At 73.2% G+C, this 24531-nt stretch carries 23 protein-coding genes; 16 read left to right on the plus strand and 7 right to left on the minus strand.

Annotated features, from left to right (window positions below; genetic code table 11):
• The first annotated feature begins 68 nt into the window (after positions 1-68).
• From OMK64_RS10385 to OMK64_RS10395, 3 genes are all read left to right on the plus strand, one after another.
• A complete protein-coding gene (locus OMK64_RS10385) occupies positions 69-1349 on the plus strand; it encodes a sensor histidine kinase (protein ID WP_272728110.1) in 1281 nt (426 codons plus the stop codon).
• Positions 1346-1987 carry a response regulator transcription factor gene (locus tag OMK64_RS10390; RefSeq protein ID WP_272728113.1) on the plus strand — a complete coding sequence of 214 codons (642 nt, stop codon included), beginning with the start codon at positions 1346-1348 and terminating at the stop codon, positions 1985-1987. Before OMK64_RS10385 ends, OMK64_RS10390 begins: the two co-directional genes overlap by 4 nt.
• Positions 1988-2239: 252 nt before the next feature.
• Positions 2240-3841 (plus strand): high affinity choline transporter 1, encoded by a 1602-nt coding sequence (locus OMK64_RS10395; protein WP_272728115.1) that lies wholly within the window; start codon positions 2240-2242, stop codon positions 3839-3841.
• A gap of 33 nt (positions 3842-3874) precedes the next feature.
• Here OMK64_RS10395 and OMK64_RS10400 read toward each other — a convergent pair whose 3' ends face one another.
• Positions 3875-4231 carry a cupin domain-containing protein gene (locus OMK64_RS10400; RefSeq protein ID WP_272728117.1) on the minus strand — a complete coding sequence of 119 codons (357 nt, stop codon included), beginning with the start codon at positions 4229-4231 and terminating at the stop codon, positions 3875-3877.
• Between the two features lie 102 nt (positions 4232-4333).
• Complete coding sequence (locus OMK64_RS10405) at positions 4334-5242, minus strand: iron-sulfur binding domain-containing protein (protein ID WP_272728120.1); 909 nt, start codon at positions 5240-5242, stop codon at positions 4334-4336.
• 212 nt (positions 5243-5454) lie between these two features.
• Between OMK64_RS10405 and OMK64_RS10410 the strand changes: the two genes are divergently transcribed.
• Positions 5455-6087 (plus strand): hypothetical protein, encoded by a 633-nt coding sequence (locus tag OMK64_RS10410; RefSeq protein ID WP_272728122.1) that lies wholly within the window; start codon positions 5455-5457, stop codon positions 6085-6087.
• Positions 6088-6150: 63 nt separating this feature from the next.
• Here OMK64_RS10410 and disA read toward each other — a convergent pair whose 3' ends face one another.
• From disA to radA, 3 genes are all read right to left on the minus strand, one after another.
• Positions 6151-7221 carry a DNA integrity scanning diadenylate cyclase DisA gene (gene disA, locus OMK64_RS10415; RefSeq protein WP_272728124.1) on the minus strand — a complete coding sequence of 357 codons (1071 nt, stop codon included), beginning with the start codon at positions 7219-7221 and terminating at the stop codon, positions 6151-6153.
• An 89-nt stretch (positions 7222-7310) separates the two neighbouring features.
• On the minus strand, positions 7311-7697 hold the full coding sequence (locus tag OMK64_RS10420; protein WP_272728126.1) for a hypothetical protein: 387 nt from the start codon (positions 7695-7697) through the stop codon (positions 7311-7313).
• Entirely contained in the window at positions 7694-9091 is a 1398-nt protein-coding gene (gene radA, locus OMK64_RS10425) for a DNA repair protein RadA (protein ID WP_124344376.1), read from the minus strand. The genes OMK64_RS10420 and radA overlap by 4 nt, the downstream gene beginning before the upstream one ends.
• Positions 9092-9195: 104 nt before the next feature.
• On the opposite strand from radA, the gene OMK64_RS10430 reads away from it, so the two are divergent.
• From OMK64_RS10430 to nrdF, 8 genes are all read left to right on the plus strand, one after another.
• Positions 9196-9849, plus strand: a complete 654-nt coding sequence (locus OMK64_RS10430) for a TetR/AcrR family transcriptional regulator (protein ID WP_272728130.1) — start codon at positions 9196-9198, stop codon at positions 9847-9849.
• On the plus strand, positions 9842-10771 hold the full coding sequence (locus tag OMK64_RS10435) for an ABC transporter ATP-binding protein (RefSeq protein WP_272728132.1): 930 nt from the start codon (positions 9842-9844) through the stop codon (positions 10769-10771). Before OMK64_RS10430 ends, OMK64_RS10435 begins: the two co-directional genes overlap by 8 nt.
• Positions 10768-12414: an ABC transporter permease gene (locus OMK64_RS10440; protein WP_272728135.1), complete on the plus strand. Its 1647-nt coding sequence runs from the start codon at positions 10768-10770 to the stop codon at positions 12412-12414. Before OMK64_RS10435 ends, OMK64_RS10440 begins: the two co-directional genes overlap by 4 nt.
• A 1073-nt stretch (positions 12415-13487) precedes the next feature.
• A complete protein-coding gene (locus OMK64_RS10445; protein WP_272728137.1) occupies positions 13488-14228 on the plus strand; it encodes a hypothetical protein in 741 nt (246 codons plus the stop codon).
• Between the two features lie 569 nt (positions 14229-14797).
• Complete coding sequence (gene nrdH / locus OMK64_RS10450) at positions 14798-15043, plus strand: glutaredoxin-like protein NrdH (protein WP_013772638.1); 246 nt, start codon at positions 14798-14800, stop codon at positions 15041-15043.
• 184 nt (positions 15044-15227) lie between these two features.
• Positions 15228-15644 (plus strand): class Ib ribonucleoside-diphosphate reductase assembly flavoprotein NrdI, encoded by a 417-nt coding sequence (nrdI, locus tag OMK64_RS10455; protein WP_272728142.1) that lies wholly within the window; start codon positions 15228-15230, stop codon positions 15642-15644.
• Positions 15614-17761, plus strand: coding sequence for a class 1b ribonucleoside-diphosphate reductase subunit alpha (gene nrdE / locus OMK64_RS10460; protein ID WP_272728144.1), 2148 nt, complete (start codon positions 15614-15616; stop codon positions 17759-17761). Before nrdI ends, nrdE begins: the two co-directional genes overlap by 31 nt.
• Positions 17762-17801: 40 nt before the next feature.
• Positions 17802-18782, plus strand: a complete 981-nt coding sequence (gene nrdF / locus OMK64_RS10465) for a class 1b ribonucleoside-diphosphate reductase subunit beta (RefSeq protein WP_272728146.1) — start codon at positions 17802-17804, stop codon at positions 18780-18782.
• Between the two features lie 633 nt (positions 18783-19415).
• Here nrdF and OMK64_RS10470 read toward each other — a convergent pair.
• Positions 19416-19601 carry a transposase gene (locus OMK64_RS10470; protein ID WP_272728148.1) on the minus strand — a complete coding sequence of 62 codons (186 nt, stop codon included), beginning with the start codon at positions 19599-19601 and terminating at the stop codon, positions 19416-19418.
• 229 nt (positions 19602-19830) lie between these two features.
• Here OMK64_RS10470 and OMK64_RS10475 point away from each other — a divergent pair, with 229 nt between their 5' ends.
• Together OMK64_RS10475 and OMK64_RS10480 are read left to right on the plus strand one after the other, a co-directional pair.
• Positions 19831-20463 (plus strand): hypothetical protein, encoded by a 633-nt coding sequence (locus OMK64_RS10475; protein WP_272728151.1) that lies wholly within the window; start codon positions 19831-19833, stop codon positions 20461-20463.
• Between the two features lie 580 nt (positions 20464-21043).
• Positions 21044-21166, plus strand: coding sequence for a hypothetical protein (locus tag OMK64_RS10480; RefSeq protein ID WP_272728153.1), 123 nt, complete (start codon positions 21044-21046; stop codon positions 21164-21166).
• Positions 21167-22058: 892 nt separating this feature from the next.
• Here OMK64_RS10480 and OMK64_RS10485 read toward each other — a convergent pair.
• On the minus strand, positions 22059-23054 hold the full coding sequence (locus OMK64_RS10485; RefSeq protein ID WP_272728155.1) for a helix-turn-helix transcriptional regulator: 996 nt from the start codon (positions 23052-23054) through the stop codon (positions 22059-22061).
• 101 nt (positions 23055-23155) lie between these two features.
• Between OMK64_RS10485 and OMK64_RS10490 the strand changes: the two genes are divergently transcribed.
• The gene (locus tag OMK64_RS10490; protein WP_272728157.1) at positions 23156-23608 is read left to right on the plus strand and encodes a VOC family protein; all 453 of its coding nucleotides are present in this window, start codon (positions 23156-23158) and stop codon (positions 23606-23608) included.
• Between the two features lie 90 nt (positions 23609-23698).
• Positions 23699-24457, plus strand: a complete 759-nt coding sequence (locus OMK64_RS10495) for a DUF6544 family protein (protein WP_272728159.1) — start codon at positions 23699-23701, stop codon at positions 24455-24457.
• Positions 24458-24531 lie beyond the last annotated feature (74 nt).

Consider the following 24531-nt stretch of genomic DNA (forward strand, 5'->3'; position numbering starts at 1 on the left):
GAGGGGGAGGTGGTGGTCCCGCGCGCGGCCCTGGCGCGGGCACGACCACGGCCGCGAGCATCGACGTCATGAGCACGCTGCCCGTTGCCGGCCCAGTCGCCGCTGCCGTGCCGGCGGCCGGCGCCGCGCTGCGCAGGTCCTTGCCGTCGATCGTCCTCGCGACGCTCGTCGGGGCGTTCCTGCTGGCGAGCCCCGCCCTCGACGGCGTCGTGTACCGCGACGGCTCCTGGGTGTCGTACGGCACGGCGCCGGGGGCGTCGTCGGGGTACGTGCTGGCCGCGCTCGTCGTCGTGGTCGTCGGCGTGCTCCTCGGGCGCGCGCACCCCGTGTGGGCGACCGTCCTCGTGCTGCTGCCCTTCCTCGGGTACGCCTGGCTCGGGTGGTGGGCCTACGGGTGGTGGCTCGCGCTGGTCGCGGTCGCGGTGCTCGCCGCGCTCGACGGCCCGGTGCGGGCGGTCGTGCCGGTGGTGGCGGCGGTCGGGGTCGCACTGTGGTTCTGCGCGGCTCCGGTCGTCGCGAGCGTGCCTGTCGGCCTGACCGACTCCGGTTCGGGGTCCGGGTTCTCGGCGTACGTCTTCGTCGCGCACGTCGTCGCGGTGGGCGCCGCGGTGAGCCTCGCGGCGGCGGCCGGCTCGTCGTCGCGGAGCCGGGCCCGGACGCGCGCGGCGGAGTCGCAGGAGCGGCGGGCGCTCGAGGTCGAGTCCGCCGCGGCCGAGCGCGCGCGGCTCGCGCGCGACCTGCACGACGTCGTCGCGCACCACGTGTCGCTCGTCGTCGTGCGCGCCGAGAGCGCGCCGTTCCAGTACCCCGACCTCGACGACGACGCGCGCGAGGTGCTCGCGGCGGTCGCGTCGGACGGGCGCCAGGCGCTCGGCGAGCTGCGGCAGGTCCTCACGGTGCTGCGGCGGTCCGAGGCGACGGAGGGTGCGGAGCGGGCGCCGCAGCCCGGTGCGCAGGACGTCGACGTGCTCGTCGCCGCCGCCCGGGACGCCGGGCAGGAGGTCCGGGTGTCGGGCGCCTGGCGCGACATCGACGAGCCGACCGGCTACGTCCTCTACCGCGTGGTCCAGGAGTGCCTGACGAACGCGCGACGGCACGCCTTCGGGGAGCCCGTCGACGTCGAGCTCCGCAGCGACGCCCGTGGCGTCGGCCTGGTCGTCCGCAACGCGTCCCCCCAGCCGGACCGACCGGTCGTGCCCGGGCGCGGGCTCGTCGGGATGCGGGAGCGCGTCGAGGCGCTCGGCGGTCTGCTCGACGTGCGCACGGCGGGCGGGCAGTTCGTCGTCGAGGCGCTGCTGCCCGACGGGCCTCCCGGCACGCCCGAGGCCGGCGCGGGGGCACGCGCATGACGCGCGTCGTCGTCGCGGACGACCAGCCGGTCGTCCTGCAGGGGTTCGCGGCGATCCTCGGCTCGGCGCCGGACCTGGAGGTCGTCGGCACGGCCGCCGACGGGCGTGCGCTGGTCGAGCTCGTCGCGCGCACCGAGCCCGACGTCGCCGTCGTCGACGTGCGGATGCCCGTGCTCGACGGGATCGCCGCGACGCAGCAGGTCGTCGCGCGGCACCCGTCGACGCGCGTCCTGGTCCTCACGACGTTCGACCTCGACGAGTACGTGCTGGACGCGCTGCGCGCCGGTGCCAGCGGGTTCCTCCTCAAGGACGTCACCGCGGAGCGGCTGGTCGAGGCGGTCCGCCTCGTCGCCGAGGGTTCGATGCTGCTCGGCCCGAACGTGACGCGGCGGCTCGTCGAGGACTTCTCGCGACGCGTCCGCCGGCCGTCGCCGGAGTTCGACGCACTGACCCCGCGCGAGCGTGAGGTGGCGCTCGCGGCGGCGCGCGGGCTGTCGAACGGCGAGATCGCGGCCGAGCTCTACATCGGCGAGTCGACGGTCAAGACCCACCTGTCGGAGGTGCTGCGCAAGCTGCGGTGCCGGGACCGGGTGCAGCTCGTCGTGCGCGTGCACGAGGCGGGCCTCGTCGAGGGCTGACACCCGCCGCGCGCACCCCGGAGCCGGACGGCCGACGCGGCGCCTCGCGCGCGTGCGCGTGTGCCCGCGTCCGCGCGGTCGCTGCGGAGCGGGATTTAACACAGCCGTTTCGTGCGTGCAGCGACGGCGACACAGCCCGGGTGGTCAATGAACCTGTCGAGCGACAGAAACTCTCGACACGCGTCGTGACCTGGCCACCGCGCCGACCCGGGAGAGCAGCCCGGCGCCGCCGCCGTCCCTCCCGGAGCCACCATGATCATCGCCGGAGTCGGGCTCTCCGTCCTCGCCGTCGTCCTCGTCGGCATCCTCGTCGCCCGCAAGGTCGACGGGGACAGCGCCAACTACCTCGTCGCCGGGCGTCGCCTCGGCGTCCCGCTCGTCGCCGCCTCCCTCATGGCGGCCGCGGTCGACTCGAACGCGACCGTCGGCAACACCGACCTCACCTCGTCGTTCGGCTTCTGGGCGGGCACGTCGCTCGCGCTCGGCCTCGCGATCTGCCTCACGCTGACCGGCCTCTTCCTCGCCAAGCCCATGCACCGCCTGAAGCTCTTCACGCTCGGCGACTTCTACCGGATCCGGTACGGGCGTGGCGTCGAGGTCTCGGCGTCCGTCCTCATGATCTTCGCGTTCGCGATCCTCATGGCGGGCAACCTGGTCGCGTGCGGGTTCCTGCTCGAGCGGTTCCTCGGGCTCGACTACACGGTCGGCGTCGTCATCGCCGTCGTCCTCGTGCTCGTCTACACGATCGGCGGCGGCATGTTCTCCGACGCCTACACCGCGGCGATCCAGATCACCATCACCGCCGCCGCGACCGTCGCGATGCTGTGGTGGGTCGGCTCGACGATCGGCTTCCAGATCGACCCCGGCATGGGCCCGTTCGACCTCGAGCAGCTCACGTCCACCGACGCGGGCGCCCCCATCAACTGGGCGACGCTCATCTCGCTCGGCATCGGCGACATCGTCGCGATCGACTTCATGCAGCGCGTGTTCTCCGCGAAGTCGCCCGAGATCGCCCGCCGCTCGTGCTTCACCGCCGCCGCGGGCACCGCGCTCGTCGGCGTCGCCTACGGCCTCGTCGCGCTCACCGCGGTCTCCGTGCTCGGCATCACGACCGCCGACGGACCGGTCCTGTTCACGCTGCTCGACGACTACGCGCCGCCCGGGCTCGCGATCCTCGTCCTCTCGGGCATCGTCGCCGCGTCGTTCTCGACCGCGTCGGGGGCCATCCTCGCGACGTCCGCCGTCGCGGTGCGCAACATCTTCGGCGTCCGCCGCGTCGTCGACACCCCCGGTGTCAAGGACCCGCTGCTGCGCTGGACCCGCCTCGCGATGGTGCCGATCGTCGTCCTGGGCGTGACCGTCGCGCTCGAGGTCGCCCAGACGGGGATCCTGCTGACCCTCGCGTTCGACCTCATGCTCGCCGCACTCGTCGTGCCATTCCTGCTCGGCCTGTTCTGGAAGCGCGGCGGTCGCGACGCCGCGGTCGCCGCGATGGCGGTCGGCCTCACCGTGCGGCTCGGGCTCTTCGTCCTCACGCCCACGATCTACGGCGTCCCGAACGACGTCCTCTACGTCCCGAACGACCTCGTGCCCGCGACCTTCGACGGCTGGCCGACGTTCTACGGCGCGATCACGTCGCTGCTCGCCTACCTCGTCGTCGCGTTCCTCCGCCCGCGCTCCGTCGCCGAGGAGGCCTGGGCCCTCACCGACACCGCCCCGGCCGCGACCGAGGCAGCGCCCGCGGCGGTCCCGGAGGCCGCGCTCGCGGAGCCGCACGACGGGGCCGCGGGCGTGGGGTCCGGCATCCCGACCGAGCCCGGTCCTCGCAACGACGGGCTCCCGGCACCGGCCTGAACGACCGGGACCGAGGCGGCCGGTCGACTGAGGTCAGGCCGTCCGCTCGACGAACGGGTCCGCGACGTCGAGATCGCCGGACGTCTCGACGATCACCAGGACGGCTTCCGTCACGGCCCACGTCTGGTGCAGCTCGCCGGGCTCCCAGACGACGAGCGTGCCCGGGCCGGCGGTGACGCGCGGCTCGTCGTCGGTCCGGACCTCGACATCCCCCGACACGACGCCGAGCACCTGTCGCCGCACCGCCCGGTGCCGGCCGATCGTGCCGCCCGCGTCGAGCCGCGCGACGTGCACGCTCGTCGCACCGGTCGTCGGCGGGACGGCGTCGAGCAGCACCCCCGCGCTGTCGAACCGGTCGAGGGGGTAGCGGACGACGTCGAAGAGGCGCATGCCCGCACCGTCTCCGCTCGCCCGACGACCGTCAAGCGCAGGTCGCCCGAGCGGCCGTCGGACGACCTGCACGGACGAGGACGCGCGGACGGCGAGCCGGCGTCAGGCGGGCAGGCGGTAGGTCGGCGGCGCGTCGTCGTCGTGGCCCGGGACGCGCACGACGAGACCGTCCGCGACGAGCGCGTCCACGCACCGCTCCCGCTGCACGCGGTCCGGCCAGACGGCGTCGACAGCGTCCTGCGGCACCGGCTCGATCGCGAGGCGGAGCAGCGCCATCACCCGCCCGCGCACCTGCCGGTCGGTCCCCGCCCACGCCTGCGTGCGGCGTCGCGCGGCGTGCTCGTCGGCGGGTCGGCCCGCCGCGCGCCACGCGCAGCGGTCGGCGACCGGGCACGCGTCGCAGCGTGGCGACCGCGCCGTGCAGACGAGCGCGCCGAGCTCCATGGACGCCGCCGCCCACCGCGCCGCCGTCGCGTCGTCGTCGGGCACGAACGTCCCCGCGAGGCGCAGCTCGGTCACCGTCTGGGCCGGCGCCGGGAGTGCGGCTCCCGCGGCGACCCGCGCGATCACCCGTCGGACGTTGGTGTCGAGCACCACCGACCGCCGTCCGAACGCGAACGCCCGGACGGCTGCCGCGGTGTACGAGCCGATCCCGGGGAGCGCGAGCAGCGCGGCCTCGTCGTCGGGGACCTCGCCCCCGTGCCGCTCGACGACGGCCCGCGCGCACTCCTGCAGCCGCAGCGCCCGTCGCGGGTAGCCGAGGCGGTCCCACGCGCGCAGCACGTCGGCGGTGCTCGCGGCGGCCAGGTCGGCCGGCGTCGGCCAGCGCGTCATCCACGCGCGCCACGCGGGCTCGACGCGCACGACCGGCGTCTGCTGGAGCATGACCTCGCTGACCAGGACGCCCCACGGCGTGCGGTCCGGTGCGCGCCACGGCAGGTCGCGCGCGTGCTCGTCGAACCACGCGACCACGTCGTCGCGCACGCCGGCGGCGTCGAAGGTCGGGGACACCCGGACATCCTCCCCGACGCCGCCCACGCCCGTGTGGGTGCGACGCCGGCCGGCGCCGGCGCCGGCGTCCGCCCGTGCGTCTCGGCCCGCGAGTCGGGTCCGGTCACCGTGCGCCGCCGCCGTACTGTGGTCGCGCGTCAGGCCGCTGCACCGCGCGCGAGCGCCGGTCGACGCGACGACCGACCGACCGAGAAGCCGACCGAGGGGGTGCGATGGGCGTCGTCCGGCCCGCAGGCCCGCTGCCCGCCCGGGTGTACTGGGTGCGGCGGGGCGTCGTCCTCGGGATCCCGCTGCTCCTCGTCGCGCTGGTCGTCTGGCTGGTCGCCGGCCGCGGCTCGGCGACCCCGCCGACCGACGCCTCGCCGGCGGACACGCCGTCGTCCGAGCCGAAGGACCCGGCGCAGACGCCCGCAGCCGACGGCGACGAGGACACCGAGGACACCTCGGGCGTCCCGCAGACCTGCGCGCCCGAGGCCCTCGCGCTCGCGATCGCCGCGACCGCCGAGTCCTTCCCCGAGGGCACGAGCCCGACGTTCACGGTGAGCATCACGAACACCGGCACGCAGCCGTGCGTCGTCGACGCGGGCGACGCGCAGCGCGAGATCGTCATCACGTCCGGCGTCGACCGCGTCTGGTCGTCCAAGGACTGCCCGGTCGCGGGCAGCGAGTCCCGCACGCTCCTGCTCGCCGGTGGCACGGCCGACGAGTCGACGCTCGCGTGGAACCGGGTGCGCTCCGCCCAGGGCTGCCCGGCCGACCAGCCGACCCCGGGCGCGGGGACCTACTCGGCGGCGTTCACGCTCGCCGGTGCGACGGCGACGCCGGTGGTCTTCGGCCTCGGCTGACCTGCAGCGGACGGCGCCGGAGCGTTCGACGCTCGCCCGCCGACCGGACGTCCGGCTCGCGCGTCAGACGTACCGCTCGAGGATCGACGACTCCGCGAGCCGGGAGAGACCCTCGCGCACCGCACGCGCCCGCTGCTCGCCGACGCCGTCGACGGCCATGAGGTCGTCGATGCTGGCCGCGAGGAGCTTCTGCAGACCGCCGAAGTGCGCGACGAGCCGGTCGACGATCGTGCCGGGCAGCCGCGGGACCTTCGAGAGCAGCCGGTAGCCGCGGGGGCCGGCGGCCGCGTCCAGGGCGTCGCCGCCGCCGGGCAGCCCCAGCACGCGGGCGATGTGCGCGATGTCGAGGAGCTCCGTCGAGGTGAGCTCGCCGAGCGCGGCGAGGACCGTGTCGACGTCGCGGCGGTGGGTGTCGACGTAGTCGCGGATGACGAGCGCGCGGTCGGACCCGAGGCCGCCGACGAGCTCGTCGAGCTGGAGCGTGAGGAGGCGCCCGTCGGTGCCGAGCTCGACGACGTAGCCCTCGATCTCCTCGGAGATGCGGCGGACCATCTCGAGCCGCTGGACCACGGTGGACACGTCGCGGACGGTGACGAGGTCCTCGATCTCGAGCGCCGACAGCGTGCCGCTGACCTCGTCGAGGCGGGCCTTGTAGCGCTCGAGCGTCGCGAGGGCCTGGTTGGCGCGCGACAGGATCGTCGTGGAGTCCTCGAGGACGTGCCGCTGGCCGCCGACGTAGAGCGCGATGATCCGCATGGACGCGGACACCGAGATCACGGGGAAGCCGGTCTGCTTGGCGACGCGCTCGGCGGTGCGGTGCCGCGTGCCGGACTCGGACGTCTCGATGGTCTGGTCGGGCAGCAGCTGCACGGCGGCGCGGACGATGCGGTCCCCGTCGACGACGACCGCGCCGTCCATCTTGGCGAGCTCGCGCAGGCGGGTCGCGGAGAACTCGACGTCGAGCTCGAACCCGCCGGAGCAGATGCTCGAGACGAGGTCGTCGAAGCCGAGCACGATGAGGGCGCCCGTGCGGCCGCGCAGGATCCGCTCGAGGCCGTCGCGAAGTTCACCGCCGGGGGCGACGGCGGCGAGGGTGGACCTGAGCAGGTCGTCGGGGGCGTGCGAGGTCGGCACCTGAGCATGGTAACGAGCCGTGTCGAGCGAGTTCCGGACGACCCGCCTACCGGGCACGACGAGTGCGGACGTCCGCGCGTTCGCCCCGCTCACAGGGCCGGCAGCCTGCGGTGGTCGATGAGCGCCGTCTCGACGCCGCACGCGGTGCACCGCAGCCGGTGGACGGTGCTCTCCACGTCGGTCCACAGCACGACGGGGGACGGCTCCCAGGCGACGTCCCGGTGCTCGCAGACGGCGTCGTCCCCGCGGACGCGGTCGTGCTCCGCCGCCGCCTCTCGCCGCACCGCGTCGTCGCGCTCAGCCGCGCCCTCGCGCTCAGCCGCGCCCTCGCGCTCAGCCGCGCCCTCGCGCTCTGCCGCCTCCTCGCGCTCTGCCGCCCGCTCGCGTTCCGCCGCCCCTTCGCGTTCCGCCGCGTCTCCGCGCTCGGCCGCCACCTCGCGCTCCGCCGCCGCGCCGCGCTCGTGCTCCCCGCTCACGCGCCGATCCCGGCTGCGCTGACGGCCTGCGCGAGGTCGCCGACCTGCAGCACGCGGATCCCGTCGGGCGGGGCGACGCCGTCGAGCGACCCGGCCGGCACGACGGCACGTGTGAACCCGAGCCGCGCGGCCTCCGACAGCCGGCGCCCGACGCCGGACACGCTGCGGATCTCCCCGGCGAGCCCGACCTCGCCGACGGCGACGAGCCCCTGCGGCAGCGCGGTGTTCTCGCGCGAGCTGACGGCGGCCAGCGCGAGCGCGAGGTCGGCGGCGGGCTCGACGACGCGCGCGCCGCCGACGGTCGACACGTAGACGTCCTGGTCGGCGAGCCGCGCGCCGAGGCGTCGCTGCAGCACGGCGAGCACCATCGCGAGCCGGGAGGAGTCGACGCCGGAGGTCGTCCGGCGCGGGTTCGGCACCGCGGACGGCGCGACGAGCGCCTGGACCTCGGTCGCGAGCGGCCGGCGCCCCTCGAGCGTGACGGTCAGGCAGGTGCCCGGGACGGCGGCGTGCGACCGCGACACGAACAACCCGGAGGGGTCGGCGAGGCCGACGATGCCGTTCTCGGACAGGTCGAAGCAGCCGACCTCGTCGGTCGGTCCGAAGCGGTTCTTGGTCGCGCGCAGCAGCCGCAGGCGCGAGTGCCGCTCGCCCTCGAACTGGCAGACGACGTCGACGAGGTGCTCGAGCGTGCGCGGCCCGGCGACGGACCCGTCCTTGGTGACGTGCCCGACGAGCACGACGGGCAGGTCGCGGGACTTCGCCGCGGCGATGACGGCGGCGGTGACCTCGCGGACCTGCGCGACGCCTCCCGCGGTGCCCTCGACGGCCGCGGACGCGATCGTCTGGACGGAGTCGAGGACGAGCAGGTCGGGGTCGACGACCTCGATGTGGCCGAGCACGGTCGCGAGGTCGGTCTCGTCCGCGAGCAGCAGCTGCTCGTGCAGCGCGCCGACGCGCCCGGCCCGTAGGCGCACCTGCCCGGCGGACTCCTCGCCCGTCACGTAGAGCACGCGGCGTCCGCCCCGGGCCGCGCGGGCTGCGACGTCGAGCAGCAGCGTCGACTTGCCCACGCCCGGCTCGCCCGCGAGCAGCACGACCGCGCCGGGCACGATGCCGCCGCCGAGCACGCGGTCGAGCTCGTCGACGCCGGTCGGGCGGGCTCGTGCGGCCTCGACGTCGATCTCGCTGATCGGGCGCGCGGGGGAGCGGGTGGGCGCGGTCGCGACGGTGCGCGGAGCGCCGCCGCCGGGCCCGAGGTCCTCGCTGACCGTGCCCCACGCCTGGCACTCGCCGCACCGTCCGACCCACTTCGTGGCCGTCCAGCCGCACTCGGCGCAGCGGAAGCCGGGGCGGGCGCTGCGGTCGGCGCGCTTGGTGGTCGTCGTGCTCACGCCCGGCACCGTACCGACGCCCACCGACAGCGCCGCACGCGACACCCCCGCCGCGGCGACCGGACCCTTGCGCGCACACTGAACGAGTGTTTAGTGTGGTGAACGTGCGTTCAGCCTCCGACGACCTGACCGCCCGCGCCCGCATCCGCGACGCGGCCATCGCGCGCTGGGGCCGCGAGGGCTTCCGGGTGGGCATGCGGGCGATCGCCGCCGACGCGGGCGTCAGCGCGGCGCTCGTCGTCCACCACTTCGGCTCGAAGGACGCGCTGCGCGCCGCGTGCGACGAGCACGTCCTGCACCGCATCTTCGAGGAGAAGTCCGCCGCGGTCGCCGGTGCCCCGCCCACCGACGTCGTCGCCAAGCTCGCGATGCTCGAGGAGTACGCGCCGCTGTTCGCGTACGTCGTGCGGAGCCTGCTCGACGGCGGCTCGCTCGCGGCGCGGTTCGTCGACGGCATGGTCGAGGACGCGGAGAAGTACCTGGAGGACGGCGTCGCTGCCGGCACGATCCGGCCGAGCCGCGACCCGCACGGGCGCGCGCGGGCGCTCATCGCGACGACCGTCGGCACGATCGTCATGGCGCAGACCGACGCTGCAGCGGGCCGCGGCCCGGCCCCGACCGAGGACCCGACGGCCGCCATGAAGGCGATGTACGCCAACGTCATGGTCGGCAGCCTCGAGCTCTACACGCAGGGCCTGTTCACCGACAGCTCCTACCTCGACGCCTTTCTCGCCTACGAGGAGAACCCCCATGAGTGACGCGATCGTCACACGCGACCTGGTGAAGACGTTCGGCGCGAAGCGCGCGCTCGACGGCTTCGACCTCACCGTGCGGACCGGTGAGGTGCACGGCTTCCTCGGCCCGAACGGGGCGGGCAAGTCGACGACGATCCGCGTCCTGCTAGGACTCCTGCGCGCGGACTCCGGCGAGGTGCGGCTGCTCGACGGCGACCCGTGGCACGACGCGGTCGCGTTGCACCGCCGGCTCGCGTACATCCCGGGCGACGTGAGCCTGTGGCCCAACCTGTCGGGCGGCGAGGCGATCGACGTGCTCGGCCGCCTCCGCGGCGGTCTGGACCCCCGCCGTCGGACGGAGCTCGTCGAGCGGTTCGAGCTCGACCCGCGGATCAAGGGCCGCGCGTACTCCAAGGGCAACCGGCAGAAGGTCGCGCTCGTCGCGGCGCTCGCGACCGACGCCGAGCTGCTGCTCATGGACGAGCCGACGAGCGGCCTCGACCCGCTCATGGAGGCGGTGTTCCAGGACGTCGTGCGCGAGGCCGCGGCCGAGGGCCGAACCGTCCTGCTGTCGAGCCACATCCTCGCGGAGGTCGAGGCGCTGGCCGACCGCGTCACGATCATCCGGCAGGGGAAGGCGGTGCAGTCCGGGTCGCTCGACGAGCTGCGCGGCCTGACCCGCACCACGGTCGTCGCGGGTGTCCGCGACGGCGCGGCCGCGGAGACGGCGCTCGGCGCGCTGCCGGGCGTCCACCACCTGCGCCGCGACGACGGCCACGTCACCGCGGACGTCGACACGGCCGCGCTCGACGAGGTCCTGGCCACCCTGCCCCGGCTCGGCGTCACCTCGCTCGTCGCGCACCCGCCGACCCTCGAGGACCTGTTCCTGCGCGAGTACAGCGACGAGCTCGCGACGCTCGGTGTGCGGGAGGGCGAGGGACGATGACGACGACGACCACGCGGCCGCGCGTGCCGGCCGCCGCCGAGCGCCCCGGTCGCGACGACCCCCTCGTCGGGACGGGAGCCCTCGTCCGGGTCGCGCTGCGGTTCGACCGCTGGCGCATCCTCGTCTGGGCGGTCGCGGTCGCCGGGATGACGCAGGTGTCCGTCGACGCCCTGGCCGACGTCTACGCCGACCCCGCGACGCGCGCCGCCCGCGCGACGCTCATCTCGTCGCCCGCGGCGACCGCGCTGGCCGGCCCGGGCTACGGGCTCGACGACTACACGCTCGGCGCCATGACCGCGAACGAGATCGCGCTGTGGGTCATGCTGCCCGTCGCGATCATGGCGATCCTCGCGGTGACGCGTCACCTGCGCGCCGCCGAGGAGGACGGCCGCCTCGAGCTCGTGCGGTCCGCCCCGGTCGGCCGGGACGCACCGGTCGTCGCGGGGCTCGTCGCCGCGGTCGTCGCGACGCTCGCCGTCGGCGGGCTCACGTTCCTCGCGCTCCTGTCCACCGACCTCGACCCGGTGGGCTCCGCCGCGATGTGCGCGGGCGTCGTCATGGTCGGACTCGTGTTCGCGGGCATCTCGGCGGTCGCCTCGCAGCTCTCGTCGCACGGGCGCACCGCGTCGAGCCTCGGCATGGCGGCGCTCGGCGTCGCGTTCCTGCTCCGCGCGGTCGGCGACGTCCGCGGACCCGAGAGCACGAGCGTCCTCACCTGGCTCTCGCCGTTCGGCTGGGCGCAGGCCACGCGCGCCTACGTCGACGAGCGCTGGTGGCCGCTGCTGATCGGCGTCGCGTTCGCCGCCGCGTGCGTGGCGGTCGCGTTCCGGCTCGTCGGCCGACGTGACCTGGGCACCGGGCTCGTCCCCGAACGGCTCGGACGGCCCGCGGCGCGTCCCGCGCTCTCGGGCATGACCGCGCTGACGCTGCGCCGGCAGACCGGCGCGATCACGTCCTGGGGCATCGCGATCGTGCTGTGCGGCGCGCTGATCGGCGTCCTCGCCGGGGCGATCGTCGACTTCATCGAGGACGACGCGACCCTCGGCGAGATGTTCGGCAGCGGGACCGACGCGACCGCCGGCGCCTTCGCGCTCTACACGATGTTCCTCGCCGTCATGGCCGCGTCGTACGTCGTCACCGGCGTCGCCGCGGTCCGGCACGAGGAGGTCGCGACCCGCGGTGCCCGCGTGCTCGCTGGACCCGTGTCGCGGTGGCGCTGGCTCGGCACGCAGGTCGGCGTGGCGGGCGTCGCCGGGCTCGTCATCATGCTCGTCAGCGGGCTCGTCATGGGTGTCACGGCCGCTGCGAGCCTCGACGACCCCGCCCAGGTCGGCGTGCTCGTCGGCGCGGCCGCCGTCACGCTGCCCGGCATCGCGTGCGTGCTCGGGCTGGCCGTCCTCGTCTACGCCGTCGCCCCGCGACTGCTGGGGGTCGTCTGGGCGTACGTCGCGTACGTCGGCGTCGTGGGGATGTTCGGCCAGCTCCTGCCCGACGGGTCCGACGCGCTCTCCCCGTTCACCTACCTCCCCGGGCTTCCCGCCGACGAGATGGCCTGGCCGCCGGTCGTCGCCGTGACCGCCGTCGCGGTCGTGCTGCTCGCCGCCGGGTTCACCGCCTTCCGGCGTCGCGACGTCCTCGGCTGAGCGCCCGTCGGTAGGCTGCGGAGCGTCCGACGGGCTCGTCGGGCACCGCGAGCGATGGGAACCCGATGACCGAGACCGGCGGATCCGGCGGCAACACGAGCCCGCACTGGGGGCGGCTGGGCTGGGCGCCGACGGGTGCGACGGCCTCCGACGGCCCGCCCCCGCCGCCTCTGGTCCCCGCGACCGCGCCGAGCGCCGCCGCGCCGCCGGCGTCCGCTGGTGCGGAACCCGTTCCCGTGCCGCCCGCCGCGGCGCCGCCCGCCGCGCCGCCGGCTCCCCCGACACCGGCGAACGCGCCGTTCGCCCCGACCGACCAGGCGCCCGCCGACGCCGCACCCCTTCCTCGCCGCGGCGGGGCGGCAGCTGCGACCGCGGCCCCCGCGACCGCAGCTGCCTCGGCGCCCGCCGGTGGTGCCCCCGCGGGTACGGCCGCCGGCACCGCGCCGGCAGGCGCGCTCGCGGGCGCCCTCGCCGGTGCCGTGTCGACGCCGGGGACCGCCTCGGCGCCCCCGGCGACTGCCGTGCCCCCCGTGGGTCCGCCGCCGGGGCTCGTCCGGCCGGCGCCCCTCACCGCCGAGCCCGGGTCCGCCCCCGGCCGCCCCACGTTCACGGCCCCGACGCCCGCGACCACCTCCGCCGCGACCCCGCTGCCCACGCGCGCGGCGACGACGTCCGGCGCGCCGGGTACGGCCTCCGGCGCGGCGGGCGTGGCGCCCACGGGTCCGGAGACGACCGTCGGTCGTCCGGCGTCCGGCGGTCCCGCTGCGCCCGGCGGTCCCGTTGCGTCCGCTGGTCCGGCTGCGCCCGCCGGTCCGGTCGGCCGTCCCGTCGCGTCCGCCGGTCCGGTCGCGCCCCGCGGTCCCGTCGCGTCCGCCGGTCCCGTCGCGTCCGCCGGTCCTGCTGCCGCCGTCGGTACTGCTGCGTCGGCCGCGCCGGTGCCGGCCGCGGCCCCGGCGGGTCCCCCGGTCCGCGCCGCGTCCGCCGCCGGGGCACCCGCCGGTGCCGACGTCCCCTCCGGGATCCCGACCGCTCCCCCCACCGCGCCCACGACAGGCCCGTCACGTCGCGTCCCCGTGCGCCCGTCGTTCGGCAAGCCGTCGACGCGTCCCGTCCGTGCGGTCGCGGCGGCGTCGGCGGCGGCGGGCGCCTCCGGCGAGCCGGGCGCCTCGACCGACGGCCCGACGGGTGGTGGCGGCGGTCGCCCGCGCTGGCTCCTGCCGGCCGTGATCGGCGCGGTCGTGGTCGTCGTCGCGGCGGTCGTCGTGGGCATCCTGATGTCGCGGAACACGGACGGCGACGCGCCGCCGCCGGTGGCGAGCACCGTCCTGCTGCCGTCGCCGACCCCGACGATCCAGCCCGCGGCGCGGACCGCCACGACCGCGTTCGCGACGGCTCTTCCGACGACCGTGCTGCAGTACGCGCTGACGAGCTCCGCCCCCGACGACGAGTGGCTCGCCGCGGGTGCGGTCGAGGCGTACACGGAGACGTTCGGGGACGGCGCGGACGGCGAGGCGCTCGTGCGGGCCGGCCAGTGGGAGACGCCGGAGGAGGCGTCTGCGGTCGCGGCCGGGCTCGTCGCGGCGCTGCCGACCACCGCGGCCGAGCCGAGCCCGTCCGCCTCGGCGGGTACGGGCGACCAGTCGCTCCCGATGACGGGCGAGGTCGTCGCCGGCGGTACCCCGGCGGGGTCCTTCACGGTCGTCGACGCCGGTGACGGCACGGGCGTCGCGGTCTGGACCAACGGGTCGTCGGTGTTCCGTGTCGTCGCCCCCGTCGAGGACATCGCCGACTTCTACGCGGCCTTCCCGCTGTAGACACCCGCGCAGCCGCCTCGTCGGGCCCCGGACGCGTCTCGCGCCGGGGCCCGACGTCCGTCGTGCCACCGCCCCGACGCCTCCGCGCCACCGTTCTGACGTCGCCTGCGCCCGCTCCGACGCCTCCGGCGCAGGTCCCGCCACCGTCTCCGACCGGTCCGAGGTCGGTCGTCACGTGCCGCCCGTCACCCGTCCGGGCGATCTGTCGGACGACGCCCTGCGACCCGTGCGGCGTGTCGCGCACCGGCGCGTCCGGACGAACTGGACGCTGCCCTTGTGGACCCTGTTGTGCACGGTGCTGTGCGGCCGCTGGGGACGCCTGTGGACGGTCGGCGAACCCGCAGGTCGCAGGCTCTGTCGGACCTCGGCGATAGCCTGGGTTCTCCACAGGGTGAAGTTGAACGACACGGATGTAACACAATCCCTAGTGGTGGCTTGTGAGTCGCACCCCTAGGTGTAGTGTTGAAGTCGACGCGGTGGGGGAACCGCGATCGGCTCCGCAAGGGGCCCACAGACCATCGCGACCCACTCCGGGGGGAGCGTCGCGCGAGAGTGAACAAGGAGCCACGATGACGATCACGGTCTACAGCAAGCCGGCGTGCGTGCAGTGCAACGCGACCTACCGCGCGCTCGACAAGCTGGGTGCCGAGTACACCGTCGTGGACATCAGCGAGGACGCCGACGCGCGCGACTACGTCATGTCGCTCGGCCACCTCCAGGCTCCCGTCGTGATCGTCGACGGTGACCACTGGTCGGGCTACCGCCCGGACCGCATCAAGGCGCTCGCCGACCGCATGGCCGCCGCGGTCGCCTGACCCAGCGGGCGGCCGGACCGGTCGCCCACCACGGACGCCCCGGGCCGGCGCAGGACTCGCACCGCGTCGGCCCGGCGGGCTTCCGCCCCCGGTACGCACACGAAGAGGGTCGGCTCCGCCGTGCCCTCGTACCGACACCGCACATCGAGACCGACGGTCCGACCGAGGCGAGGGGAGCAGGCCGATGAGCGCGCTGGTCTACTTCTCCTCCGCCTCGAACAACACGCACCGCTTCGTGGAGAAGCTGGGCCTGCCCGCCCAGCGCATCCCGCTGCGGCCGACTGACCCGTTCCTGCACGTGACGGAGCCGTACGTCCTGGTCGTCCCCACCTACGGTGGGGGCAACGAGGGCGGCGCCGTGCCGCGGCAGGTCGTCAAGTTCCTCAACGACGAGGGCAACCGGTCGCTCGTCCGCGGCGTCATCGCGGCGGGGAACACCAACTTCGGCGAGGCCTACTGCATCGCGGGGGACATCATCGCGGCCAAGTGCCGCGTCCCCTACCTGTACGGGTTCGAGCTCATGGGAACGAACGAGGACGTGCACCGCGTCCGCGAGGGATTGAGGACATTTTGGCAGCGACAGTCGCAGATACCCGCGTAGAGCTGACGGGGCTGGACTACCACGCCCTGAACGCGATGCTGAACCTCTACGACGCGGACGGGAAGATCCAGTTCGACAAGGACCGTGAGGCGGCGCGGCAGTACTTCCTGCAGCACGTCAACCAGAACACGGTCTTCTTCCACGACCTCGACGAGAAGCTCGACTACCTGGTCGAGAACAAGTACTACGACCCGGCCGTCCTGGCGAAGTACGACCGCGCGTTCATCAAGACGCTCTTCGAGTACGCGTACTCGAAGAAGTTCCGCTTCCAGACGTTCCTCGGCGCGTTCAAGTACTACACGTCGTACACGTTGAAGACGTTCGACGGGAAGCGGTACCTCGAGCGCTTCGAGGACCGCGTCTGCATGGTCGCGCTCAGCCTCGCCGAGGGCGACCAGGACTTCGCGATCAGCCTGGTCGACGAGATCGTCAGCGGCCGTTTCCAGCCGGCGACGCCGACGTTCCTCAACCTCGGCAAGGCGCAGCGCGGCGAGCCCGTCTCCTGCTTCCTGCTGCGCATCGAGGACAACATGGAGTCCATCGCGCGCGGCATCAACTCCGCCCTGCAGCTGTCCAAGCGCGGCGGCGGCGTGGCCCTGCTCCTGTCGAACATCCGCGAGCACGGCGCCCCGATCAAGCACATCGAGAACCAGAGCTCGGGCGTCATCCCCGTCATGAAGCTCCTCGAGGACTCGTTCTCGTACGCGAACCAGCTCGGTGCGCGCCAGGGCGCCGGTGCGGTGTACCTGCACGCGCACCACCCGGACATCTACCGGTTCCTCGACACCAAGCGCGAGAACGCCGACGAGAAGATCCGCATCAAGACGCTGTCGCTCGGCGTCGTCATCCCGGACATCACGTTCGAGCTGGCGAAGAAGAACGAGCCCATGTACCTGTTCTCGCCGTACGACGTCGAGCGCGTGTACGGGGTGCCGTTCGCGGACATCGACGTCACCGAGAAGTACTACGAGATGGTCGACAACGCGGCCATCCGCAAGACGAAGATCAACGCGCGCGAGTTCTTCCAGACGCTCGCGGAGCTGCAGTTCGAGTCCGGCTACCCGTACGTGATGTTCGAGGACACGGTCAACCGTGCGAACCCCATCAAGGGCAAGATCACGCACTCGAACCTGTGCTCGGAGATCCTCCAGGTGTCGACGCCGTCGACGTTCAACGAGGACCTGTCGTACGACCACGTCGGCCGCGACATCTCCTGCAACCTCGGCTCGATGAACATCGCGCTCGCGATGGACGGGCCGGACTTCGGCAAGTCGGTCGAGACCGCGATCCGTGCGCTCACGGCCGTGTCCGACCAGACGGACATCGAGTCGGTGCCGTCGGTCAAGCGCGCCAACCGCGGCGGCCACGCGATCGGCCTCGGCCAGATGAACCTGCACGGCTACCTGGCGCGCGAGCGGATCTTCTACGGGTCCGACGAGGGCCTCGACTTCACGAACATCTACTTCTACACGGTCGCCTACCACGCGATCCGTGCGTCGAACCTGCTCGCGCAGGAGCGCAAGCAGGCGTTCTACGGGTTCGAGGACTCGAAGTACGCGACGGGTGAGTACTTCCAGAAGTACGTCGAGAAGGAGTGGGCGCCGCGCACCGAGCGTGTCCGCGCGCTGTTCGCCGACGCGGGCGTGCACATCCCGACGCAGGACGACTGGCGCGCGCTGGCCGCCTCCGTCCAGGAGCACGGCATCTACAACCAGAACCTGCAGGCGGTCCCGCCGACCGGCTCGATCTCGTACATCAACCACTCGACGTCGTCGATCCACCCGATCGCGTCGAAGATCGAGATCCGCAAGGAAGGCAAGATCGGCCGCGTCTACTACCCGGCGCCGTTCATGACGAACGACAACCTGGAGTACTACCAGGACGCGTACGAGATCGGCTACGAGAAGGTCATCGACACCTACGCCGAGGCGACGCAGCACGTCGACCAGGGCCTGTCGCTGACGCTCTTCTTCAAGGACACGGCGACGACCCGTGACCTCAACAAGGCGCAGATCTACGCCTGGAAGAAGGGCATCAAGACGATCTACTACATCCGCCTCCGCCAGCTCGCACTGGAGGGGACGGAAGTCGAGGGCTGCGTCTCGTGCATGCTCTGACCGCGCTCCGCTCGCTCGACCTGACGAAGGAAGAAGTTCGATGACCCCGACGGGGAAGCTCAAGCTGATCGACCGCGTGTCGGCGATCAACTGGAACCGGCTCGAGGACGAGAAGGACGCCGAGGTCTGGGACCGGCTCGTCGGCAACTTCTGGCTGCCGGAGAAGGTGCCGGTGTCGAACGACATCCAGTCGTGGGCCACGCTCACCGAGCAGGAGAAGACGCTCACCATGCGCGTCTTCACCGGCCTGACGCTGCTCGACACGATCCAGGGCACGGTCGGCGCGGTCAGCCTGATCCCGGACGCGATCACGCCGCACGAGGAGGCCGTCTACACGAACATCGCGTTCATGGAGTCGGTGCACGCCAAGTCGTACTCGTCGATCTTCTCGACGCTGTGCTCCACGAAGGAGATCGACGAGGCGTTCCGCTGGTCGGAGGAGAACCCGAACCTCCAGCGCAAGGCCGAGATCGTCATGCAGTACTACAAGGGCGACTCGCCCCTGAAGCGGAAGGTCGCGAGCACGCTGCTCGAGTCGTTCCTCTTCTACTCGGGCTTCTACCTGCCCATGTACTGGTCGAGCCGCGCGAAGCTCACGAACACGGCCGACCTCATCCGCCTGATCATCCGTGACGAGGCGGTGCACGGGTACTACATCGGCTACAAGTTCCAGAAGGGCCTCGAGACGCTGTCGGCCGAGGAGCGCCAGGAGCTCAAGGACTACACGTTCGAGCTGCTCTTCGAGCTGTACGACAACGAGGTGGAGTACACGCAGGACCTGTACGACGGCGTCGGGCTGACCGAGGACGTCAAGAAGTTCCTGCGCTACAACGCCAACAAGGCCCTGATGAACCTCGGCTACGAGGCGCTGTTCCCGCGCGACGAGACCGACGTGAACCCGGCGATCCTGTCGGCGCTGTCGCCGAACGCGGACGAGAACCACGACTTCTTCTCGGGGTCGGGCTCGTCGTACGTCATCGGCAAGGCCGTCAACACCGAGGACGAGGACTGGGACTTCTGATCCGGTCCTGACCTCGCTCCACGAGAGGCCCGCACCCCGCTGTGGTGTGACAGCGGACATTGGAGTTGTGCCAACGAAGGTTGAAGTTCCAGTGTTCGCTGTCACACCGACGGTCGAGAAGATCAAGGCGGAGCGCGGGGCTGCGCGGGTCGCCGGACGGGAGTGCGATCCGGGCGTGGTGGGTTTCGTCCACAAGCGGGACGGCACTCCCGGCGACCGCGCGCACCTACCGCCGGAGTCGCGACCAGCGCCGCTCGAAGCCGACCGACTGGTCGCGCAAACGACATCAATGTCGTTCGGCGCTGGCACTCACCGACGTCGAGTGCCGGAATGGACTGCTGTTCGAACGGCCCAGAACTCCGTGAGAACGACAACGAGCCGGGTGTTCCACCACCCGGCCCGTTGGGACAACTGAGCGGTCATCGGCGTTCGGCGGCCGACGACCACAACCATGCCCAGCCCTCACGCCTAGCTTCGTGGATGTAGTGGACCCTGACCTGCGTGCGGGTCCATGCGACCGCCTCGCCCTTGACGAAGTGCTCGCCCCGGGCGTTCGTGATCCACGCTCGAACAGGGATGGGGACCTCAGGCTGCTCTACCTCCGCTACCTGCTCTGCCTGCTCTATCGGCTCGTCACGGCGCGCGCCTGAGGGAGCGTCGTGTGCCGCGTCGCGCGGACGGCCGCCTGCCGCTGTCTTCGGCGGTCGAGACTTCGACGCCGAGGACCTCCCGATGGCCGTCCTTGTTGACGGCGGTGGCGACCATGGCCGCGATGTCCACCCCGCGCACGCGGGTCCCCGAGCCGGCGCGCTCGTTCACCCGGTTGCCACTCAGTCTTGGGCCTGAACGCGATGGCCGCTCACGACTCGCGCCGCGCCAGCGGAACGATCTCGGGCGACGCACACCCCCACGCCTCGTGCGGCTACGCCCCGAGCCGCACGTACAGCGGCGAGTCGAGCCACACCGTGACCGTGGGCGGGACGCTCTACTCGGCGCACACCAGCAACACAGCTACCTTCCGCTGCGACTACTGACCGAAGGGGGCGGGATGAAGCACGTACGCCACCACCGCGGCCGCGTTCGTCCCGCCCCGCGGCGGGTCGCAGCGGCGATCGCCGCGGCAACGATCCTCGCAGTCAGCGGCGCCTGCGGTTTGGCTGACGACACGCTCCGTGACCAGGAGGACCAGATGACGGGGGTTCCGCTCGTCGAGACAGGGCCGATGCCACCGGAGCCGCCAACGGTCACCGCCAACGGCACCGTAATCCGGCCGACTCTGACCCACTGGATCGTCGATGACGAGGTCGTTCGATCCGGTCCGACCAATGATGCCGAGGCTCAGTCCATTGTCGTTCCGACCGTCGGGTACGCCGACCCGCTCACCTTCTTCATCGCGCACCCGACCATTCCACCGACCCTCTACTTTGAGGTGTTCGACGACCTCGACGACCGCAACCACCCGCAGGGCCAAGGGTGGAGAGTCGACTGCACGACCGGGGCGGAGCAGTGCCGCATGGTCCCCGGCGCTGATGGAGTCCAGGTCGAAGTCCACCTTGAACGCGCCGTAGAGCGGGTGGTCGTCCTTCAGGTGGCGTACACGGCATGGCCGGACGTCGTCGAGCGGGTGCCGGGATCGCCCGCGCTGCTGACAGCGTCATGGGCGGTCGCGGTCATCCCGTGACGCTAGGCCCGTCGCCTGCCCAGTCGTCGAGCTCGATGTGCCGCTCGGCCATCGTGCGACCGAACGCAGTCAGGCTGGCGAGGGCCGTGTCGAGTGCGCGGGCAGCGGCGACGGCGTGCACCGACCCGTCCGCATCCGCAGTGCGGGATGCCTGCAGGGCGAGAGCATCAGCGACTTGGGAGGTGCGCTCCAGCGCCGAAGCAAGGCTCCGGGCCGCCTCGTGAACCTCCGCTGGCGCCGGGTCCTGAGGTCGGCTCGACCACGTGTCGCACTGCCAGGCTAGGTCGTTGATCGCCTCCGTAGCCGACGCCCCCAGGAGCCGGATCCGTGCGACCGCGGAGTGCGCCGGTGATGTCGTCATCACAACATTGTCCACGGCGCGTAACGCTCAGGCGCCGTCGACCACGGGCACGCTCGTGGCGGTGGCGTCGGCCTTGACCGCGCTGATGCGCCGGCGCAGCTCGGAGCGCCAGGCGTCGGCGATCGCGGCGGCCTGCCCTACGACTTCTGGTTCGAGCTTGCCAAGGCAGATGACCAGCTGGAGCCAGCCGCGACGCCTGCGACGCCCGGGTAGTCCGGCGTGCTGTTCTATGTGCGCTTCCGGCGCGCCGGCGAGACCTCGACTTCGACCTGGCCCGACTCCGCCGGCTACGTGACGATCGACGAAGCGATCCGCGCGGCGGAAGAAACGCGCACCCACTGACCGGGTCGAGAGACACGCCCTAGGTCATTTGGTGGACTCGTGGCGGATGACGACGATGAGCGACAGTCGACGACGGCCTCGATCAGCGAGTGGTCCGTGCTCAGCTCGATGGGCTCCACGTTGGCCGTCGGCACCCCGGACTCCGGTCCTGGGTGCGGCGGCGTCGAACGCGATCACTCGTGGCCGCTCTGCGTAAAGCGCTCGACTCACCAGTACGGCCCCCTCGGCGTTGTGCTGAGGCGTTCCGGCGCCGGACACCGACTGACGGTCTCCGGCCGTATCACGCGAGACGACGAACCTGGCTTCGAGATCGACGTCCGCCAACGAGCGGATGCCAGCATGACGAGCTCGCGGGCGCCGATGTCGAGGACGGCACCCGACGGGCTGGCCACGATGACCTCACGCAGCGACGTGCTCAGGGACGGATCACCACCTGGAGATCGATGTTCGGGCCACGTATGGAGCGCGCACGCAGGGCTGCCCATTCTGTCCGCCAGAGCAGCGGTCGCTGTTCCGCCAGTGGCCCCGCGTCCGCGACGCTGGGCAGCCACGAGGGCGTCGGATAGGGCGAAATGCCACCGCGCCCGACGGACGCATGAATGCTCACATCTCGCGATCGGAAGTCCACGCCGCCTGCGATCATGCGATGGCGGCACGAATGACAACGTCGACTGTCACGCCGCCCGGCAATCTCGCGCTGCGCCCTCGAAACCAGCCTGATCGCCGATCGATCTGCCGATCGGCCGTCGCGGAGGGCGTCGCCTCCAAACATCGCTGATGAGAACGACTCAGTAAGTGACAGCACACCTTGTTGACCAGCGGCATCGCGTCGCGCGGACTGCACTGTTTGCTGTCACGCCACACCCGCCCGGGGCTGCGGGCCTCTCGCGCGTCACGGCGGGCCGGCCGCGGCGGTCGCCGTGTTGCGTGAGGCGAGCCGCGCGAACGCCTGGGTCAGCTCCGGCGGCCCGACGACCTCGACGTCCGCGTCGAAGCGGTTGAGCGCGGCGGCGAGCGCGATCCACGACCAGGAGCCCGTCGTGAGCCGGCACCGGTCGGGGCCGAGGTCCTCGACGATCCCGTCGTCCGCGAAGGGCCGCACCTCGCCCGCCGGCAGGTGCAGGACGACCGTTCCGCGGAAGCGTGGTCCGGCGGCGGCGTCGGACCCCTGGAAGCGTGCGGTGACGTACGCCGCGACGTCGCCGCCGGGCACCTCGCGCGGTGCGAAGCGCGGGCCGTTCGGCGTGCGCAGGGTGAGGCGGTCGGCGCGGAACAGACGCCAGTCGTCGCGGTCGAGGTCCCATCCCACGAGGTACCAGCGGCCGCCGGCGGCGACGAGGTGGTGCGGCTCGACCCGGCGTGCCGGGCGGTCCGGGGGCGTCGCCCCGGTCCGCGGGTCGGCGTAGTCGAACCGCAGGACCTCGCGGCCCCGGACCGCGGCGGAGACGGCGACGAGCACGTCGGGCGCGACGGGGTCGCGGGCGCCGCCGGGCCGACGGTCGGCGGCCAGCGTCGTGAACTCCAGCGCGTCGAGGCGGTGGCGCAGCCGGGTCGGCATGACCTGCCGCAGCGTGGTGAGCGCGCGCACGGCGGCCTCGTCGATCGCCGTGCCCGTGGCTGGCGCGGCCCGCAGGGCGACGGCCAGCGCGAGCATCTGGTCGTCGTCGAGGAGCAGCGGGGGAAGCTCGGCCCCGGCGTCGAGGCGGTAGCCGCCGTCCGCGCCCATGGTCGCCTCGATGCGGTAGCCCATCGCGCGGAGGCGGTCGACGTCGCGCCGCACGGTCCGGCGGCTGATGCCGAGCCGCTCCGCGAGGACGGATCCGGGCCAGTCGCGGCGGGTCTGGAGCAAGGAGAGCAGCCGAAGGAGGCGGGAGGTCGGCGTCGCCATGCTCGGGAGCCTAACGGCGCACTAGGACCGAACCTGTCCTACATGCCCGCGAGGGTGGTGTCACCGGGAACGCCCCGGGACGCAGCCCGTCAGGAGCGGACATGAGCCTCACGACCACGACCCACCTCAACTTCCACGGCGACGCGCGCGCGGCGCTCGACCTGTACGCGTCGGCCGTGGGCGGCACGGTCGCCGCCACGACCTACGCCGACCTCGGCATGCCCGCGGACGCCCCCGGCGCCGACGGCGTCGTCTTCGGGCTGGCCGGCGCCGACAACGGCTTCCGTGTCATGGCGTACGACGTCCCGGGCCCGCGCGGCGCCGTCCCGGCGGGCACGACGCGTCGGGAGAACGGCATGACCCTCACCGACCAGCCGTTCTTCGTGTCGGTCCGCGGCGAGACGCTCGACGAGGTCCGTGCCGTGTGGGACGGGCTCGCGGACGGCGCGACGGTCGTCGAGCCGCTCGCCGCGTCCGCGTGGAGCCCGGGCTTCGGCATGCTCACGGACCGCTTCGGCGTGACGTGGGTGCTCGACGTGGCCGCCGGCGCCTGACCTGCCGCGGGGCGGGACCTTCGCCTCGCGCGACGGTCCCGCCTCGCTCATAGCGTGCGGAGCAGGTCCCGACGGAAGGGTGCAGGTCTCGTGTCCCGTCACACGCCCACGGCGCGCACACGGCTCGACGACGTCCCCGGCCCGCGGCTCGGCGAGCCCGTACCCCGGTTCACGACGGCGGACGTCGACGGGCTGCCCGAGCCGGCACGGCGCTGGCTGCGGCACGCCATCGCCGAGGGCACGCCGCTGCACCGGACGGCCGCGCTCACGATGCACGGCGAGATCAGGATCGGCTCGTGGCGCCGGTTCACGGCGCGCCAGCTCATCGTCCCGGGTTCAGCGTTCGTCTGGCAGGCCCGCACCTCGATCCTCGGCCTGCCCGTGCGCGGGTTCGACCGGTTCGTCGACGGCGTCGGCGAGATGCGCTGGCGTCTGGCGGGCGTCGTGCCGGTGATGAGCGCGCGCGACGCCGACGTCGCCCGCAGCGCCGCCGGACGGCTCGCGGGCGAGGGGGCCCTGGTCCCGACGGCGTTCGGCGTCGCGACCTGGTCGCCCGACGCCGACCCGGACGCGTTCGAGGGACGGTGGCGCATCGCGGGCGACGAGCACGCGGTCCGGTTCGAGGTCGGGCCGGACGGCCGGCTGCTCCGCGTCTCGATGGACCGCTGGGGCGACCCGGACGGTCACGGTCACGCCCTTCACCACTTCGGCGTCACCGTCGACGCCGAGGCGACGTTCCACGGGGTCACGATGCCCGGCCGGTTCCGCGCGAGCTGGCGAGCGGGCACGGACCGGGAGGACGAGGGCGAGTTCTTCCGCGCGACGATCACCGACGCGTCCTTCGCCTGAGGCGCTCGGGCGTCGCGCGGGACGGCTCGCGTGCCGAGGGCCGGCGGGGGAGGCTGGACGTCGGCCCGGCAGAG

This window comes from Cellulomonas fimi (genome assembly GCF_028527925.1).
Lineage (GTDB): Bacteria > Actinomycetota > Actinomycetes > Actinomycetales > Cellulomonadaceae > Cellulomonas > Cellulomonas fimi_C.